The 16,970-nt window shown below is 40.5% G+C and carries 17 protein-coding genes; 7 read left to right on the forward strand and 10 right to left on the reverse strand.

What is annotated here, in order from left to right; genetic code table 11:
* Positions 1-92 precede the first annotated feature (92 nt).
* On the reverse strand, positions 93-1,202 hold the full coding sequence (locus KZZ04_RS05550; RefSeq protein ID WP_219422089.1) for an arginase family protein: 1,110 nt from the start codon (positions 1,200-1,202) through the stop codon (positions 93-95).
* A gap of 443 nt (positions 1,203-1,645) precedes the next feature.
* On the opposite strand from KZZ04_RS05550, the gene udp reads away from it, so the two are divergent.
* On the forward strand, positions 1,646-2,401 hold the full coding sequence (gene udp, locus KZZ04_RS05555) for a uridine phosphorylase (RefSeq protein ID WP_058404050.1): 756 nt from the start codon (positions 1,646-1,648) through the stop codon (positions 2,399-2,401).
* A gap of 61 nt (positions 2,402-2,462) precedes the next feature.
* Here the strand turns inward: udp and cdd are convergent, their stop codons facing one another.
* Entirely contained in the window at positions 2,463-3,389 is a 927-nt protein-coding gene (cdd, locus tag KZZ04_RS05560; protein ID WP_219422090.1) for a cytidine deaminase, read from the reverse strand.
* 433 nt (positions 3,390-3,822) lie between these two features.
* Entirely contained in the window at positions 3,823-6,468 is a 2,646-nt protein-coding gene (gene ppc, locus KZZ04_RS05565; protein WP_058552998.1) for a phosphoenolpyruvate carboxylase, read from the reverse strand.
* A gap of 120 nt (positions 6,469-6,588) precedes the next feature.
* On the opposite strand from ppc, the gene KZZ04_RS05570 reads away from it, so the two are divergent.
* The 5 genes from KZZ04_RS05570 (at position 6,589) to KZZ04_RS05590 (ending at position 10,474) form a co-directional block, all read left to right on the forward strand.
* Positions 6,589-6,987 carry a thiol-disulfide oxidoreductase DCC family protein gene (locus KZZ04_RS05570; protein ID WP_138530323.1) on the forward strand — a complete coding sequence of 133 codons (399 nt, stop codon included), beginning with the start codon at positions 6,589-6,591 and terminating at the stop codon, positions 6,985-6,987.
* Positions 6,984-7,712, forward strand: coding sequence for an SDR family NAD(P)-dependent oxidoreductase (locus KZZ04_RS05575; RefSeq protein ID WP_219422091.1), 729 nt, complete (start codon positions 6,984-6,986; stop codon positions 7,710-7,712). The genes KZZ04_RS05570 and KZZ04_RS05575 overlap by 4 nt, the downstream gene beginning before the upstream one ends.
* A gap of 9 nt (positions 7,713-7,721) precedes the next feature.
* Positions 7,722-8,330 carry a flavin reductase family protein gene (locus tag KZZ04_RS05580; protein ID WP_058404045.1) on the forward strand — a complete coding sequence of 203 codons (609 nt, stop codon included), beginning with the start codon at positions 7,722-7,724 and terminating at the stop codon, positions 8,328-8,330.
* Between the two features lie 154 nt (positions 8,331-8,484).
* A complete protein-coding gene (locus tag KZZ04_RS05585; RefSeq protein WP_138530319.1) occupies positions 8,485-9,705 on the forward strand; it encodes a Xaa-Pro peptidase family protein in 1,221 nt (406 codons plus the stop codon).
* Positions 9,706-9,814: 109 nt separating this feature from the next.
* On the forward strand, positions 9,815-10,474 hold the full coding sequence (locus tag KZZ04_RS05590) for a DsbA family oxidoreductase (protein WP_219422092.1): 660 nt from the start codon (positions 9,815-9,817) through the stop codon (positions 10,472-10,474).
* A 62-nt stretch (positions 10,475-10,536) separates the two neighbouring features.
* Here the strand turns inward: KZZ04_RS05590 and KZZ04_RS05595 are convergent, their stop codons facing one another.
* The 7 genes from KZZ04_RS05595 to KZZ04_RS05625 form a co-directional block, all read right to left on the reverse strand.
* Complete coding sequence (locus KZZ04_RS05595) at positions 10,537-10,815, reverse strand: peptidylprolyl isomerase (protein ID WP_004588770.1); 279 nt, start codon at positions 10,813-10,815, stop codon at positions 10,537-10,539.
* A gap of 107 nt (positions 10,816-10,922) precedes the next feature.
* The gene (locus KZZ04_RS05600) at positions 10,923-11,339 is read right to left on the reverse strand and encodes a hypothetical protein (protein WP_138530315.1); all 417 of its coding nucleotides are present in this window, start codon (positions 11,337-11,339) and stop codon (positions 10,923-10,925) included.
* A gap of 392 nt (positions 11,340-11,731) precedes the next feature.
* Positions 11,732-12,157: a thiol-disulfide oxidoreductase DCC family protein gene (locus tag KZZ04_RS05605; protein WP_138530313.1), complete on the reverse strand. Its 426-nt coding sequence runs from the start codon at positions 12,155-12,157 to the stop codon at positions 11,732-11,734.
* 17 nt (positions 12,158-12,174) lie between these two features.
* A complete protein-coding gene (locus tag KZZ04_RS05610; protein ID WP_058404626.1) occupies positions 12,175-12,699 on the reverse strand; it encodes a response regulator transcription factor in 525 nt (174 codons plus the stop codon).
* A complete protein-coding gene (locus tag KZZ04_RS05615; RefSeq protein WP_171034621.1) occupies positions 12,699-13,934 on the reverse strand; it encodes a sensor histidine kinase in 1,236 nt (411 codons plus the stop codon). The genes KZZ04_RS05610 and KZZ04_RS05615 overlap by 1 nt, the downstream gene beginning before the upstream one ends.
* Positions 13,935-13,988: 54 nt before the next feature.
* Positions 13,989-14,396, reverse strand: a complete 408-nt coding sequence (locus KZZ04_RS05620; protein WP_008126189.1) for a DUF4440 domain-containing protein — start codon at positions 14,394-14,396, stop codon at positions 13,989-13,991.
* Positions 14,397-14,404: 8 nt separating this feature from the next.
* The gene (locus KZZ04_RS05625) at positions 14,405-15,709 is read right to left on the reverse strand and encodes an amidohydrolase family protein (RefSeq protein WP_219422093.1); all 1,305 of its coding nucleotides are present in this window, start codon (positions 15,707-15,709) and stop codon (positions 14,405-14,407) included.
* A gap of 153 nt (positions 15,710-15,862) precedes the next feature.
* Between KZZ04_RS05625 and KZZ04_RS05630 the strand changes: the two genes are divergently transcribed.
* Positions 15,863-16,936 carry a ketoacyl-ACP synthase III gene (locus tag KZZ04_RS05630; protein ID WP_219422094.1) on the forward strand — a complete coding sequence of 358 codons (1,074 nt, stop codon included), beginning with the start codon at positions 15,863-15,865 and terminating at the stop codon, positions 16,934-16,936.
* Positions 16,937-16,970: the final 34 nt, after the last annotated feature.

Consider the following 16,970-nt stretch of genomic DNA (forward strand, 5'->3'; position numbering starts at 1 on the left):
TTATTCAATAAATATAGTTGAGGCTTTGTAGACTGCTAGTTTTGAGTATTTAATAAAATAAGATTAAGTCAATAGTATTAGTTTTTAAGCACTTATTTATTCATCGCATTAATTAAAAACGCTGAAATTTTTGCGCCTTCTTTTAATGTTGTCTCAGAACTTGCTTGGCCCACAAGTGAACTGTCGGTAAATGGTGCTATTTCCATCATATCAGCGCCCGTAATAGGAAACTCATCGGCAATGGCCGATAAAATGTCTAGCGCGTGCTTTGGTGTTAAACCGTTATCTTCCGGTGTACCGGTTGCAGAAGCAAATTCGGCATCGAGTGCGTCAATATCAAAACTTACATACACTTCATCAACATTATCCGCTTTTAGTTGCGCGATAGTCTCTGCAGCAACAGCGGCTGCACCGCGTTCAATAATTTCATGCGCCCAATGTTGCTTAACCCCAAATGTGTTTTCCCAGTGTGATTTTGGTTTTCCACTTGAACGTATACCAAATTGAATTAAGTGATGGGGTGCAGGTAAAAACTCTAAAATATGTGTACACCAAGAGCCAAAACATAAATCTATACCCAAGCGCTCCACAAGCAAATCGGTGTGCGCATCAAAATGAATAATAGCTGTGCGCTTACCTTGCTCACGTTTAGCTTTTAAATACGCTTTGGTTAATGGATAACTAATAGAGTGGTCGCCACCAATACCAAAAATACCCTTATCTTTGAACGTCGCGTAAAAGCTGTCGCACACATCTTCAGTAATTGATAACGGACTTACGTAGTAGTCGTTATTTTCGTTTCCGTATAGCGCTTTTTGGCAATTAGAGATAGTTGCGTCGTTTAGGTATTTGTCATGTAACAAATGCGGAATAACACGCACATCGCCTAAGTCGAACGAATGACATTCAGGGTGCTGATCAATTAATGCTGAGCGAACAAACAAAGGCCCCCAATTGGCACCACGTAAAATACCGCCACCACAATCAGAACTAATTCCAAGCATGACCGCTTTATGGGGAGAGTGAGGCAACTCATTTAACGATTCGCGCCATAGCTTATCTACATTTTCGGTTTGACCATACAGTTTATTTCGAAGTGCCGCTTTTCGCTCTTTTGCAGTATTAACGGTAAAAACACCATCGCCAGGAGCACATAAGCAGTGCTCTACTTTACTATTAAATGCTTGAATTTCTTGACTCATAATAAATCCTTATGAATTGTTCTGTGCGTATTTTAGTGATTATTTATGCAAAATGATTAAACAGACCTAAACTTTAAAAAATTAAAAATCGGAATTTTTTAACGTATGTATCATTAAAATTAATTCTAAAAAAACTTAAAATAAAAACATAACACACTGATAGTTAGTAAATTTTAATTAATACTGGCGATTGTCATTCATGACTAACCACTTGATTGAGTGATACTTATAATGTCTACGCGCACAAGTCAACTGCACACGTAAATCATAAATTTATGAGTGTGCTTGAATATTCATAGTTGGTGCATAAAATACGCTACAGCTCTGTTTTACTGGCCTAGGCACGCGCTCAATTTTATAAATACGGACATACGTCCTGTACTTAAGGTAGGTTTCTAGCAAAGATGCTAGATTGAAAAAAATTATTTTAAAAAGGCTTAGATATGGAAAAGGTATTTCACTTAGGACTATGTATTGACGATCTACAAGGTGCAAAACTTGCAATAGTACCCGGTGACCCAGATCGCGCTGCACGCATTTCAAAATTCCTAGACAACCCAACCTGTCTTGCTCAAACACGTGAGTTTCATGTTTATCTTGGTCAATTAAATGGCCATTCAGTTGTTATATGCTCTACAGGTATTGGCGGCCCATCTACATCGATTGCAGTAGAGGAACTTGCTCAACTAGGCGTGCGTCAATTTTTACGTATTGGTACTACGGGTGCTATTCAGCCTCACATTAATGAAGGTGAAATATTAATTAGCCAAGCGTCTGTGCGCTTAGACGGTGCAAGCCAACATTTTGCACCGCTTAGCTACCCGGCTGTGTCTGACTTTTATGCAACACAGGCCATGGTTGAAGCATGTAAAAATTTAAACATTGATTTTCACATTGGTATTACTGCATCTAGCGACACTTTTTACCCAGGCCAAGAACGCTACGATACACATTCTGGTTATGTGCCAAAAGCATTTCAAGGTAGCTGTGAAGAATGGCAAAAACTAGGGGTAATGAACTACGAAATGGAGTCGGCTACATTATTCACTATGTGTGCAGCTCTTGGCTTGCAAGCTGCCTGTGTTGCCGGTGTATTAGTTAACCGTACTCGTCAAGAAATCCCTAACGTTGACCACGGTGAAATAGAAAGGAAATCAGTGGCTGTTGTGTTAGAAGCCGCTAAAGTGTTACTCGGTTAGTATTTATTTATAAGTAAATTGATATGTAAAAGCACAGCTTATTAGCTGTGCTTTTATGACTCTATTTAAGCGCAGCGCTAATTACTTGTAGCTCTGGCAAATCAGTAAATCCCGATAGTACCGCTTTCGATACGCCCGCTTGATTTTCGTGCCCTTTCGTTTCTAACAGTGTGATGCCTTTCACTGTCTCCTTATCAAAACTAAGGCCAGCTAAAAAGAACTGACTCAACGCGCTTTGTAGAGGCGATAAGCTTGGACTATAGGCTGCGTTTTCTGCATAACTGCCGTAAAAATCCCCATTATTAAATGTACTTACTTTTACCGCACTAAAATTTTGGCTGTACGGTACATATGCATTTAACGCAAAGCCAGCAAAAGTCTCTTCAATCTGTTCATCATCAAAAACCGCACACTGAGGTTTTGGATTAAACAAGCTAAATTCGTTACCTAAATCGGTTGGCCCAAACGAGTGAGGTAATAGCTCTGCTAATTTAAAATGTTGGCTTGGAAGTAAAATATCAAATTCTTTCGCATCGGCTAATTCGTTCATAAATTGGCGACAGTAGCCACACGGAGCATCGCTTATAGCAATTTTAAGAATTTTTTTAGCACCATTTAACCAAGCGTTATTAATGGCAGACTGTTCTGCATGAACAACTAAACTCAGCGCTTGATGAGCAAACTCTACATTAGCGCCAAAATAAAAGCTGATTTGTTGCTGCTCATCCATGGCTTTGACAATAGCACCCACATGAAAATGTGATACTGGAGCCACCGAAAACTCAGACGCTAAAGGCACTAAACCTTGTAATAATGAATCGACTGAAACATTAAACTCTTTGCACAGCTGTTCAATATTGTTTGCGTTTAATATGCCGCGTTGCGACTTTAATTGTCTACGTAAAGACGCTGTTTGCGCTACGTTTAAAGAGATGTGTGTATTAATAAGTGCTGTGTCTTGTTGCACAGTAAAAGTTGATGAAGCCATAAGGTTTTTTAATTATTCAATGGCTAAGTAGTTTAAAAGGTTAAGACCCAAATTGCTAGGGCCTGTTGACCTTTCAGGATTAAAATTTGTTCTAACTATGGACGATTTGATCGTGGCGCGAGGTTTGTAACCTAGTGGGCTAAATAAAAACCGAGCAAAGCTACCGCGTCCTGCTCACGCCCCTTACCTACATCCATGTAGGCAACAAAGAGTTAATCGTTCCTAGGACGAACCTTCTGGCAGCGCGTGTTTGGTATTCATACTGCGTTATCGCCTATTTATGGGGAATAACCACACTACATAGGCTCTGCCTTGCCTAAGTACCAAACACACTGCTGCAAATTTAACCTCAAAAGATAAACAGGCCCTCGGTTATTAAACATAAAAAAAGGGAACACAGCGTGTTCCCTTGCTAAATAATAAACGTTAACGATTAACCAGTATTACGCATACCTGCAGCAATACCTGTCATAGTGATCATTAATGCATTATCGATGTCCCCTTCGTTATGCTCCTCGTTAGAACGAGCACGGCGAAGCAATTCAACCTGCAATACATTAAGCGGATCGGTGTACGGATTTCGTAAACTAATCGACTCTTTGATCCAAGGCTGACCGGCAAGTAAACTTTTTTGTGGACTTAATGACTGCACAAGCTCAATGGCTTCTTCAAGCTCTTTTCGCAAAGTTACACCCAATGGCTTGTACATGTCTTCCACCAGCGCATTATCATAATGCTCACTTAACCAGCTATCGGCTTTACTAAATACCATTTCGAGCATTTCTAAACGGGCTCTAAAAAATGGCCAATTGAGGCTCATTTCGTTTAGTGTTTCTAAGCCATATTGATCTAGTGCCTTTTTTAAGCCTGTTAACGCACCTAACCAAGCAGGCAACATTAACCGGTTTTGACTCCATGCAAAAATCCACGGAATAGCACGTAAACTTTCAACGCCTCCATTAGGGTTGCGTTTTGCAGGGCGAGAGCCAAGCGGAAGTTTAGAGAGCTCCAACTCTGGCGTTGCCATTCTAAAGTAAGGAACAAAATTCTCATCATGGCGAACAACATTGCGGTAATGCTCACACGACTGCTCACTAATAAGCTTCATGACTTCGCGCCATTGTGGCTTAGGCTCTGGCGGTGGTAATAAGTTACTTTGCAGTACAGCACCTGCATATATATTTAAGCTCTGCAGTGCAACATCTGGCAAACCAAATTTAAAGCGTATCATTTCGCCTTGCTCTGTTACCCGTAAGCCACCTTTAAGTGAGCCTGGTGGTTGCGAATGCAATGCTTGCGCAGCCGGTGCACCACCTCGACCAACGGTTCCTCCTCGGCCGTGAAACAACACAAGCTCAATGCCACGCTCATCGGCAAGTTGCACTAGTTTGTCCATGGCTTCGTATTGAGCCCAACCGGCAGCCATCATACCGGCATCTTTTGCCGAATCGGAATAACCGATCATTACATTTTGCGTATTTTGAATATGGCCGCGGTACCACACATTATCGAGTAATGTAGTGATCACGTCGCTACCGTTATTTAAATCGTCTAATGTTTCAAATAATGGGGCAACCGGCAATTCAAAACTACAGCCACTTTCTTTAAGAAGAAGCTGAACAGCTAAAATATCGGATGCAGTGCGTGCCATAGAAATAATATACAAACCAAATGTTTTTTCATCTTGCTGTGCGATTACATCGAAGGTGTCGAGCACTTCTTGTACATCAGGGCTTGGTTGCCAATGCTTAGGAATAAGCGGACGACGCGAATTAAGCTCTGCTAATAAAAAGGCTTGCTTATCTTGCTCTTGCCACTGGTTGTAATCCCCTAACCCTAAATAACGCGTAAGTTCAGAAAAAACGTCGCTGTGGCGCGATGAGTCTTGGCGCACATCTAATTTTGCCAAACGCAGGCCAAAGCTGTTTAAACGATGCATTAAATCAAGCAGTAACCCGTCAGCAACGACTTTCATGTTACATTTTAATAACGAACGATAACACACCTCAATTGGGTGTTTGAGTTGGTTAATATCAGTTACAAGGTCTTGTGCATCAGTGCGTTTGTGTTTAATTTTTGCACCTAAATGTGCCACTGTTTCAGACACTTCGCCTTTAAGCTTTTTGAGCACTGTGCGGTAGGGTTCAAAGTCTTGGCCAGCTAACTCAATAAGCTCTTCGCTAGCATCAGACATAGATAACTCAGCGCATAACGTATCAATATCTCGGCCATATAAATCAAGCGCCATCCAACGACCATGGTCAAGTACTTGTGAAGTAACCTGCGCAGTAACAAATGGGTTACCGTCGCGATCTCCCCCCATCCAAGATGTGAATTCAATAGGGCTGTAATCAATGGGCAGCTCTAAACTAAGCTGCTCTTTTGCGTGTTCCGAAAACTCACGTAAAAACCGAGGTACTGCATGCCACAGGCTATTTTCTATAACTGCATAGCCCCATTTAGCTTCATCGACAGGCGTTGGGCGCGAGCGGCGAATATCGTCGGTATGCCACGCTTGGCTTATTAGCTGGGCAATTCTATTTAAAATAGCTTCGCGCTCATGTTCCAAGTTATCTTTTCGTTCCAGCGATGCTAAACAGTCGCTCAACTCTACGTGCTTATTGATGATTGTACGACGAGTAACCTCAGTGGGGTGAGCAGTTAATACTAAATTAATGTGGAGTTTTGAGAGTGTGTCAGCAAGGTGGTTAGAATCTAGCTGACCTTCTTGTGCTTTAGCGGCTAACGTTTTTAATGTTTGAGTGAGAGGGTTTTGCTGGCCAAGACCAGCGTCATTAAAACGCGATACAGTATGAAACTGCTCTGCCACATTGGCTAAATTTAAAAAATGATTAAATGAACGGGCAACCGGTAAAAGCTCTTCATCACTTAGCGAATGTAATACTTCAATTAACGCCTTGCGATCGTCTTCATTACCACTGCGAGAGGATTTTGATAAAGCGCGAATTTCTTCTACTTTATCTAAAATTGCTTGGCCTTGGGCATCTTTTATAGTTTGACCTAATAATTGTCCAAGTAGGCCTACATTACCTCGCAGGGCGGCATATTGTTCACTCATTTCTCAGTCTCCTTTGTTTCATGGAAGACTATTAATATCATTAAGAGCACATATTTAATAGATCCATTTGCAATGTCATGTCGTAAAAAAGTATAGATAAAATAATCACAAAGCATCGATATGATCATTTTTTACGACGGCAACTGCCCCCTTTGTAGCACCGAGATGCAGCAGCTAAAGCAAGCCGACAAGCACAATCTCATCACGCTTGAAGACTTAAATGCAAACGACTTTAGCCATCGTTATGCTCATGTGAATAAAACTCAAGCACTTGCTTACCTGCAAGCGCAATTAGACACTGGTGAGATGATTTATGGGCTAGATGTAACGTATCAGTCTTGGAAAACAGTTGGTAAACACAGGTGGTTGAAACTACTTCGCCTACCCGTTATTCGAATTTTTGCAGATTGGGGGTATGTTTTTTTTGCAAAGCATAGGCACTCTATTAGCCAGTTTTTAATGCCTAACACCCAATGCAATAACGGCCAGTGCGCCATAAAATCAAAAGGTAAAAAATGAAAACTATCATCCTTTTTGGTGCTAGTAGCGCGATAGCTAAAGCCTACGTAAAGCACCTTCAAAACCAGGCAAATAAATTTAATGTTGTATGTGTAAGCTCAAGCAACACAGTTTCACAAAATAGTGACAACATTAGTTATTATAATACTGACTACTCTGCGGATAGCTTATCTGGATTGACTCAGCATTTAAAAGATGAACAAGCCGACATACACCAAGTAATTATGTTTAACGGTAAGTTACATAACACCGAACACATGCCAGAAAAAAAGCTTGAGGACATCAACGCTGATTATTTTAACTTGTTACTAAACGCTAATACGCTCACCCCATTGCTTTGTTTGCAAAGCGTTTTACCTTTAATTAATCATAAAACGCATTGTACAATAACAGCCCTCAGTGCACGTGTGGGAAGTATTAACGATAACAAAATGGGGGGCTGGTACACTTACCGTGCATCTAAATCAGCCCTAAATATGCTATTTAAAACTGCCGCAATAGAGCTCGCTCGTCGTGCAAAGAACACCAAACTTGTGCTGTTCCATCCCGGTACAACCGATACCGAGCTTTCTAAGCCATTTCAAAAAAATGTACCCGAAGGCAAGTTGTTTACACCCGAATTTGTAGCACACCAACTTTTTGATTTAACAAATAATAACCCTGATTTAGAACTAAATGGCGAGCCGGCCTACTTAGATTGGCAAGGCACAACTATACCGTGGTAAGGATTAAAAATGCATTTTACTAAAGCGCGCATCGACGCACTTGAAAAACGTACTCGTACACATTTAATAAACTCGTTATCTGGGTTTAAAAGTGCAAACTTAATAGGCACACAAGACCTACTAGGCAACACTAATTTATCGATTGTCAGTTCGGTTATTCATTTAGGGGCTCACCCTCCTCTGGTTGGCATGATAATGCGACCACACAGTGTACCGCGACACACGTTTGAAAATATATTACAAACAGGTGTTTACACTATTAATCAGGTTAATAAAGCCATTTATAAACAAGCGCATCAAACCTCAGCACGCTACGACAAAGACGAATCTGAATTTGACGCAACGGGACTTACTCCTGAGTATTTAAATGAGTTTTCAGCCCCTTTTGTTGAAGAAAGCCGATTAAAATACTCTGTTAAATTTGTTGAAAGCAAACATCTTGAAATTAATGGTACTGAACTGGTTATTGGTGAAATTGTAGACGTGTATTTAGATGAAACCGCTTTGCAAAGCGATGGTTTTCTAGATTTACAAGCCATTGATACTGTGGCTGTGACGGGCCTTGACAGCTACCACACCGCCAATAAATTAACGCGCCTTCCCTACGCAAAAAAATAACATTAAGGGGTGTATTTCACCCCTTTTATTTTACAACCACCTAACTCGACTCATTCCAAGCAATCTTTAAATACTTAACCATGCTACTAGTCGCATAACATTGAATTTAGAATAGGAATTGCTCACAATGGCTAAAATTCCAAGGAGAAGCCTAATGAGCACAATCGGTATTGGCACACAAACCCCAGAACAAGCATTAGCCAGCTTAAGTAATATGACCCAATCGTTAACGCCTATTCAGGCTGACGAACACCTTGAACGTATAGCAAAAGCACAAGCTTATATGGCGGCTAACAACATCGATGCCATATACTTAAATGCAGGCACTAACCTGACCTACTTTACAGGCATGAAGTGGTTCGCAAGCGAGCGAATGGTTGGCGCAATTTTACCTGCGATTGGTGAAGTACAATACATAGCCCCGTATTTTGAAATTGGTACCCTTAATGGCTTTAAAGTGGTTGAAGGACCAATACACGGCTGGCAAGAGCACGAAAATCCTTATGCGCTATTTGTTAGCGTATTGAAGCAACTCAATATTAGTAACGACGCCACCATTGGCATTGATGAAAGTGCGCAATTTTTTATATTCGATGGCATTAACAAAGCACAAAAAAGCTTAAATATAATTAATGCACAAAGCGTTACTGCACATTGTAGAATGCATAAATCGGTAAACGAATTAGCGCTTATGCAACGCGCAATGGACATGACCTTAGCTGTGCACCAAGCAACCGCCAGTATGCTTTACGAAGGTATTACCACCACAGAAGTAGAAGCTTTTATTAAAAAAGCGCATCAAAAGGTAGGTGCACCAGGTAACTATTTTTGCATTGTATTGTTTGGTGTTGCTACGTCATTTCCACATGGTGTTAAAGATGCGCAAGTACTTAAAAAAGGCGATATGGTATTAATAGATACCGGCTGTAAAGTACACGACTACCTTTCAGACATAACCCGCACGTATGTATTTGGTGAACCAACACCACGCCAACGCATGTTTTGGGATCATGAAAAAGCAGCGCAACTCGCCGCATTTAACGCCGCGAGTATTGGTGCTACCTGCGAAGATGTTGACGCAGGCGCTCGTCACTATTTAGCAGCACAAGGATTAGGGCCACAGTATCAAACACCCGGCTGCCCGCATCGTACGGGCCATGGAATTGGCTTAGATATTCACGAATGGCCCTACTTGGTAGGTGGAAACAAAACCCCACTTGCATCGGGCATGTGTTTTAGTAACGAGCCAATGCTAGTTATACCCGATGAGTTTGGCGTACGTTTAGAAGATCACTTCTATATGACCGACAGTGGCCCACATTGGTTTACACAACCAAGTTATAGTATCGACGACCCGTTTGGGCTTAACGCTTAAACCCTTTATAAAGAGCAGCCATTAGCTGCTCTTTTTAGTTTAAGGATTGATAATGCATACTTCATCCCAATATCCCTGTTATACCAAAGCAATCCGCAAAAGGATGAATATGAAAAACTTTAAAATTGATATCGTGTCAGACGTAATGTGCCCATGGTGCGTGGTTGGTTATAAAAACCTAGAGACAGCGCTTGGCCAACTCAAAGACGAAATGAGTGCAGATATTACATGGCATCCTTTTGAGCTAAATCCAGATATGCCAGTTGAGGGTCAAGACTTAAACGAACATTTAATGCAAAAGTACAACCTAACTGAAGAGCAAGGCGATGAAAATCGTAAAAACATGTTCGAAGCAGGACAGCGTGCTGGCTTTACGTTTAACTTTGATAGTAAACGTATCATGATCAACAGCTTTGATTTGCACCGTTTATTAATGTGGGCACGTGAAGAAGATAAACAAACACAGCTTAAACTCGCCTTCTTTGAGGCACACTTCACTGATTTAAAATATTTAAATCAAGAAGACGCTCTGCTTGATGTAGTGCAAAGTGTTGGCCTTGATAAAGAAGAGGCCCGCAGTATTTTACACTCAGACAAATACGTTCAAGCTGTACGCCAAGAGCAAAATAACTTTAAACAAATGGGTATTACCTCAGTGCCTACGTTTATCATAAACGATAAATATGCGCTCACTGGCGGGCAACCAAGCGACTCATTCATTCAAGCACTTAAACAAATTAGTGAAGAAGAGGCTAAGCAAGAAGCTTAATGAGTGAGGCAAACAATAAAGGCTGCGCGTTGCAGTCTTTTTAATAACCCAATAAATTTACTTTAAGTACGATAAAGTACTTTAATAACATGCCAGCCAAATTTAGTTTTAACTAGGTGCGGCTCTAAAATAGCGCCATTAAAGGCTATTTTGTCAAACTGTGGAACCATCTGTCCGCGTCTAAATTCACCTAAATCACCACCTTTTTTACCCGATGGGCACGACGAATATTTTTTAGCTAAGGTTTGAAACTTTGCACCTTTACCTAATTGCTTAATAATATCTTCTGCTATTTCTTTGTGTTTAACCAATATGTGGAGTGCGTGCGCTGTACTTGCCATTTCAAAGCCCTGATAATTTAAAACGCGGCGATTTTAGCACAGCCACTTAAGCCAAGCATCTACTTATAGCTGACCAATCACATAATTGGGTCCACCAATAGTACGCTTTAATTCACGAAACCTGATATTTGCTCTAAGCAGCTATATTCAGGGGCCGAGACTGGGCTTAACCTAGTTACTTTTCTAATTCGTGGTGCTTTACTTTTTTCATGGCTGGAAATAACGCCCTCCACTAAAAGCATTCGATCACTACAATGCTTAACAAACCCCTCAGTTACATCACCGTAAAATGGGAATACTAAGTATTGCTTTGACATTTTTTCTAGAGCTGGACGATCTTCATAAAAATCAAGGTGTCCGTAATGTCCAACTAAGCACACCTTAGTTCCAACCAAATCATTTTGATTCTTGAAAAGTTCGCCCCAAGATATTTTTTCACATTCAATTTTTTCCTGAAAAGGAAAAGCTTTTGCAGAAAAAATAACTAATATTAAAACTAAAAATTTAGATATAAATTTTTTCATATTTGGTTTCTATTAATTGTTGGGGAAGAATGTTCTATAGCGTATTCGTACACTCTAACTTAAGAGCCCTGGCATTTTATAACCTATCAATTTTTATAAATTAACACTTCAAGATTAGCAGTAATCAGCCAAAGACAAAAACCTCTACTTTTTTAAACATTTCAAGACCTGGTTTTTTGGGACTTCGCAATACCGTGTAGATTTTTCAAACTGCTTAATTACTTAACTTAATCAATTAGTTGTACCAGTCGGTGCTGTAATATATTGGAAAGTCTGAAACAGCTGTCCAATGCATAAACAGCATATCGTATCATTGCGATTATTATACTGCTTTATATATTTGTCTAATGGAGAATATGATTCAATACGTTAATAAATCTCTGTATCTGCGTTCAAATTAAATAATGTTTTGCATCATCTGGACTGGGGACTCTGCAGTATTGGTATTTGCCAAATAAGGTATAACGGTTTAGAGCAATTTTATCGTACAGCCAATTATTAAAGGTGTTAGGTAAAACACTAAAAATAGTTGCTAGTTTGTAAGGGTAACCAAGCTGCTTTACTACTTCAAATAAAGCATGGCTTTGCGTGAATACTTTGCCGTTTTCTAAGTACACCATCGAGGCGTATTGTGTAGTTGAAAAGCCAAAGTGAGTTAATAGCAACTCACCTTTTGGGGATTGCACGCTGCATAGTTTAAAAATGGCATTGGTATCGTTACTAATTATAAAATTACACCACGCACTACATAATTTACATTGTGAGTCGAATAATATAATTTTTCGATTACGCATTAGTGTGCCTGCATTTTCACCCATTTATTTTCCTTAAGCGGTTAGTGCTGAACCGGCTTTTTTTGTAACTTACGTTGCAATGTGCGTCTATGCATATTTAATTGCCTAGCTGTGACCGATATATTGCCATTATTACTGTGTAGTACTTGCTGAATATGCTCCCATTCTAAGCGCTCAGGCGACATAACAGCATCATCAATACTCGTTTGAAGTTCACTTGTTTCGTTATTGAGTGCTTTTAATAATGTTGCCATATCAATAGGTTTAGTTAAATAATCGTTTGCCCCTAAGCGCATTGCTTCAACCGCAGTGGCAATGCTAGCAAACCCAGTTAGTAAGACTATATGTGTATTTTCTAATAAGTTGCGCAGTGGCTTTATAAGCATTAAGCCATTGTCGTCTCCAAGTTTCATGTCTAGTAAAATTGAGTCGGGTACTAATTGGCGCGCACGCAATAATGCGTCGCTTTGGTTATGCGCAACATCACAGGTGAAGCCTTGCTTAGTTAAACGCCTAGCAAGCGTACTGGCTAAATTTATATCATCTTCAATTATCAGTAACTTCATTATGCTGTTTGCTCGCTATTAATAATGGCTAACTTAACCTTTGCTACGGCACCGCCTTCTTTATGGTTAAATAACGTTAACGAGCCATTTAGACGTTCAAACGTGACGTTAGATAACAATACAGCTAACCCCATGCCTTGCTCACTAGGCATTACTTGCCCGCCTAGCTCCGCTAATTGTGAATCGGTAAAACCATTACCAAAATCACGAATTAATAAGTATATGTGGTGTTCTTGTGGGCTTAGCTCCCAACTTAATTCAAGCTTTGTTTTACCTTGCTTTTGATTTGCAATAGCCGCATTTTGCAACAAATTTAATATAGCCGGTAACAACATTGCATCACTTAAAAGCACGGCGGTAATTGAGGAAGCAGCCCATTTTATGTGTTGATCAGGGTATTGTAATACAAAGGTATCGCTGATGGCTGTTTGTAACTGCGTTATGGTTATTTGATCTTTAGCATTTTTAACCCTTATTTGCTCTGAAAGCACTCTAAAACTATTAAGTTGCGCTCGACATTGTATAAGAGGAGGTTGCATTTGCTTAACAATAGCATTGTCAGGTTGGTCTTCTAATAGCTCTTCAAACAGTAATTGTAAGTTAGCTATCGGTGTTGCTAACTGATGAGTTATTTGTGCTGCAGCGCCATCAAGCGTGACTAACTGCTCATTTCGTAATTGTTTTTCTCTTGCTTTGGCAATAATGCGTTCGCGTTCTTTTAGCGTGCGGCTCATGCCCCCTATTACAAGCGCTATTACACTGGTACTTAAAACGAAGTTAACCCACATGCCAATAAAATGGCCGCTCATGTTCATTTGATGCATACTGTGATCGGGCATATTTATTAATAAAAAGCTGTATGCTGCAATGGCAAGTAACGCAATATAAGCTAAGCCTTTTTCACGCAATGTGACCGCTGCTATCATAATGGGTAGCAGCAACAAAGACACAAAGGCATTGGTAGCTCCGCCACTTAAAGAAAGCAAAATAGTTAAAAATAAAACGTCAGCAGTGAGTTGCATCAACATAACTGAGGGCTTAGTGTGACTAACGTGTCGGTAGGCAAACAAACTGATTAGTTGAAATACCGCCTCTAAAGCAATCACACCAAGTAAGGGCAGTAACGCTAACTGGTAATCAAGCAAAAAATAGACACTTAATACAGCAACTAATTGTACTGCAATGGCGCCGCTTCGTAACATAAGTAAACGGCTGATAGTGGGATCGGTTTGCATTAACAAAACAATGATTTTCCAATTTAATATATAAAAATAAACTGTGGTAGAACGTTACTCATCGTCCATTGAAATTGTAAAAGCAGCGCAAGGTGTGCCTTGATGAAACACCATTTGCCATTGCTGTGCGCTATTTTTACGCCATAACGACATGCGAAGTGAATAATTAAATTCGGCACGGGCAGAGCGTCTATACGCTGCTTGATAACTTATTTGCGCCACATCTATACTCAACATTCGGCCTTTAAAATGCTGATTATAAAACTGCGGCACCACCTCTGTGGGTAGGCGTGTGAGTACTTGATATTTATTAAACGACGTGCCATTAGCAGCAATTTCGATAAACTCATCGTCGAGTAAAGCGTCGAGTGCACGCTCTGATTGGCGAACTTCAGGCTCTAGTAATTGACGCTCAGCCTCAATTAAATGATTAAACAACGACGCTTTAATTTTGCTGCTCATGTGCTTCCCTATTGCTTGTATATTTGCCCTGCTTTCATAACAAATTGCACGTTTTTAAGTACGTTTATGTCTTCAAGTGGCGAACCATTTACGCTGATAATATCTGCTTGCTTACCAACACTCAAGTCGCCTAACTGATGGCTTTGCCCTAACAATTTAGCAGCATACACTGTGGCTGACCTTATTGCATGCGCCTCACTCATTCCATTACTTACCATTAAACCAAACTCGTTTGCATTAAGACCATGACGCGATACACCCGAGTCGGTACCAAAGGCAATGTTTACCTTGTTTTTAAGCGCTAACTTAAACGATGCCTGCATTTTAGGCGTTACTTCTCGCACTTTATTCGCAATTGCCGCTGGCATATTAGGATTAGTAAGTACCTCTTCACTTACCGTGGCACCAGCAAGCAGTGTGGGAACTAAATAGGCCTGCGTTTTGTTGAATAAATCGACTGTTTTTTTATCTAAATAAGACCCGTGCTCTATTGAGTCAACCCCAGCTCTAAGTGCTGCTTTAATTCCTTCTGTTCCGTGGGCATGCGCTGTTACCTTTCGCCCTAAATGATGCGCTGTATCTACAATAGCAGCAAGCTCATCATCAGTGAGTTGCTGATTCACTCCCGCTGCGGTATTACTCAACACTCCACCCGTTGCAGTAATTTTAATTACATCAGCACCACTTTTAATAACTTCTCTCACAGCACGGCGGCAATCGTCAGCGCCATTACAAATGCCTAATGTCGTTTTAAAAACATCGGTTATGTCTTTTCTGTAGCCATGCATATCAGCATGACCGCCGCTTGGCGATATTGTATTACCCGCTGCAAAAATACGAGGTCCTGCAATGTCTTGTCGTTCAATTGCGCGTTTTAACGGAAAAATAACTTGATAGTCGCTGCCTAAATCACGCACCGACGTAAAGCCGGCATCAAGCGTACGCTGTAAATATTTAATAGAACGAAGCGCATAATCGGCTTCATATTCTGTAGCCCAACGGTGTGGGTTTGCTTTAGCGTCACGTTCAAAAGTCACATGTACATGCATATCAATCAAACCTGGCATAACAAACTGGTTTTTTAAATTAACTATTTCAGCATCAGGTAAATTAAGTACTGACTTTGATAAATAACCGTCTTTAATAGCAGTTATTTTGTCATTGGTAACAACTAAGGTTTGTTCTTTTTTTAATGCCTGCTCAGGTGCTACAAGTAAACTACCTGCGTAAATGATTTTAGATTGTGCTGCGTTTACATTATTAACGAACATTGCCAATACAATTGACGATAATGTTGTGAGTGCTGTTTTCATACATGCTCCTTTTTTATACTAGCTTTACTCTAAAAAACCTTTAATAGCGAATATTTACGATACAAAGCATGCTATAAACTAGTCTTATAAGTCGAATTTTGGTATAACTTGCCGGTAATAAATTGAAGTTATACCACCTTAAGAGAACACACTATGCCATACGCACATATCACTGGTTGGGGCAAATGCATACCACCAGCAAGTATTAGCAACGATGAAATTAGCGAAATAGTTGATACCACCGACGAGTGGATCACCACGCGTACTGGCATCAAATCTCGCCGTGTAAGCCATGTAAGCACGGCAGAGCTGGCAACTGTTGCAGCAAAACACGCACTTGCTTGCGCAGGTATTGACGCAAAAGACATTGATCTTGTCATACTTGCAACCTGTACGCCTTCAACAGTTGTTGCAAATACGGCATCCCAAGTGCAAAAAAATATTGGCGCAACAGGCGCAGCCGCCATGGATACGAATGCTGCGTGTTCTGGCTTTTTATACGCATTACAAGCTGCTACTGCGCAAATTCAAGCAGGCATGATCAAAAAAGCTGTCGTTATTGCTGCTGAACGAATGACTTGGTATGTAAACTGGGCGCGCCGCGACAGTGCAGTACTATTTGGTGATGGCGCTGGTGCTGTTGTACTAGAAGCTGCAGAAACACCGGCAGGTTTACTTGGCACTAAAACAGGGTGCGATAGTGAAGACCGCGACATTCTTCATATTACTAACTTTGGTAGTGATTTGAACAAATATCAACCCATTGGTCCGTCTGATCTGCTATTTGAAGGCAGAGAGATATTCAAGCGTGCCGTAAAAGGTATGAGTGAAGCCTGTGACGACGTTCTCGAGCAAGCTAATCTAAGCCTAGACGACATAAACGTACTAGTACCACATCAGGCTAATTTACGCATAATTCAGGCAATCCAGCACCGTTTAAAAGTACCTGATGAAAAAGTAATGGTTAACATTGCAGATTATGGCAACACATCAGCTGCAACCATTGCTATTGCGCTATGTGAAGCAGTTGAACAAGGGTTAATAAAGCCTCATTCAAATATTATGTCTGCGGCTTTTGGCGCGGGTTTAACATGGGCTGCAAGCTACATAAAATGGGGCGAACGTGTAACTCCAATTAGCGTTAGCGACGCACAATTAGCACCTTGCACCCAAACAGGTTTAGAGCTTGTGGCGCCAGCTGTAAAAGCATGTAAAGACGCTGAATAAGCTTGCTTTAAAAACGTATAATTAAAACGCACTT

It is taken from the genome of Pseudoalteromonas sp. CR1 (assembly GCF_019392235.1).
GTDB lineage: Bacteria > Pseudomonadota > Gammaproteobacteria > Enterobacterales > Alteromonadaceae > Pseudoalteromonas.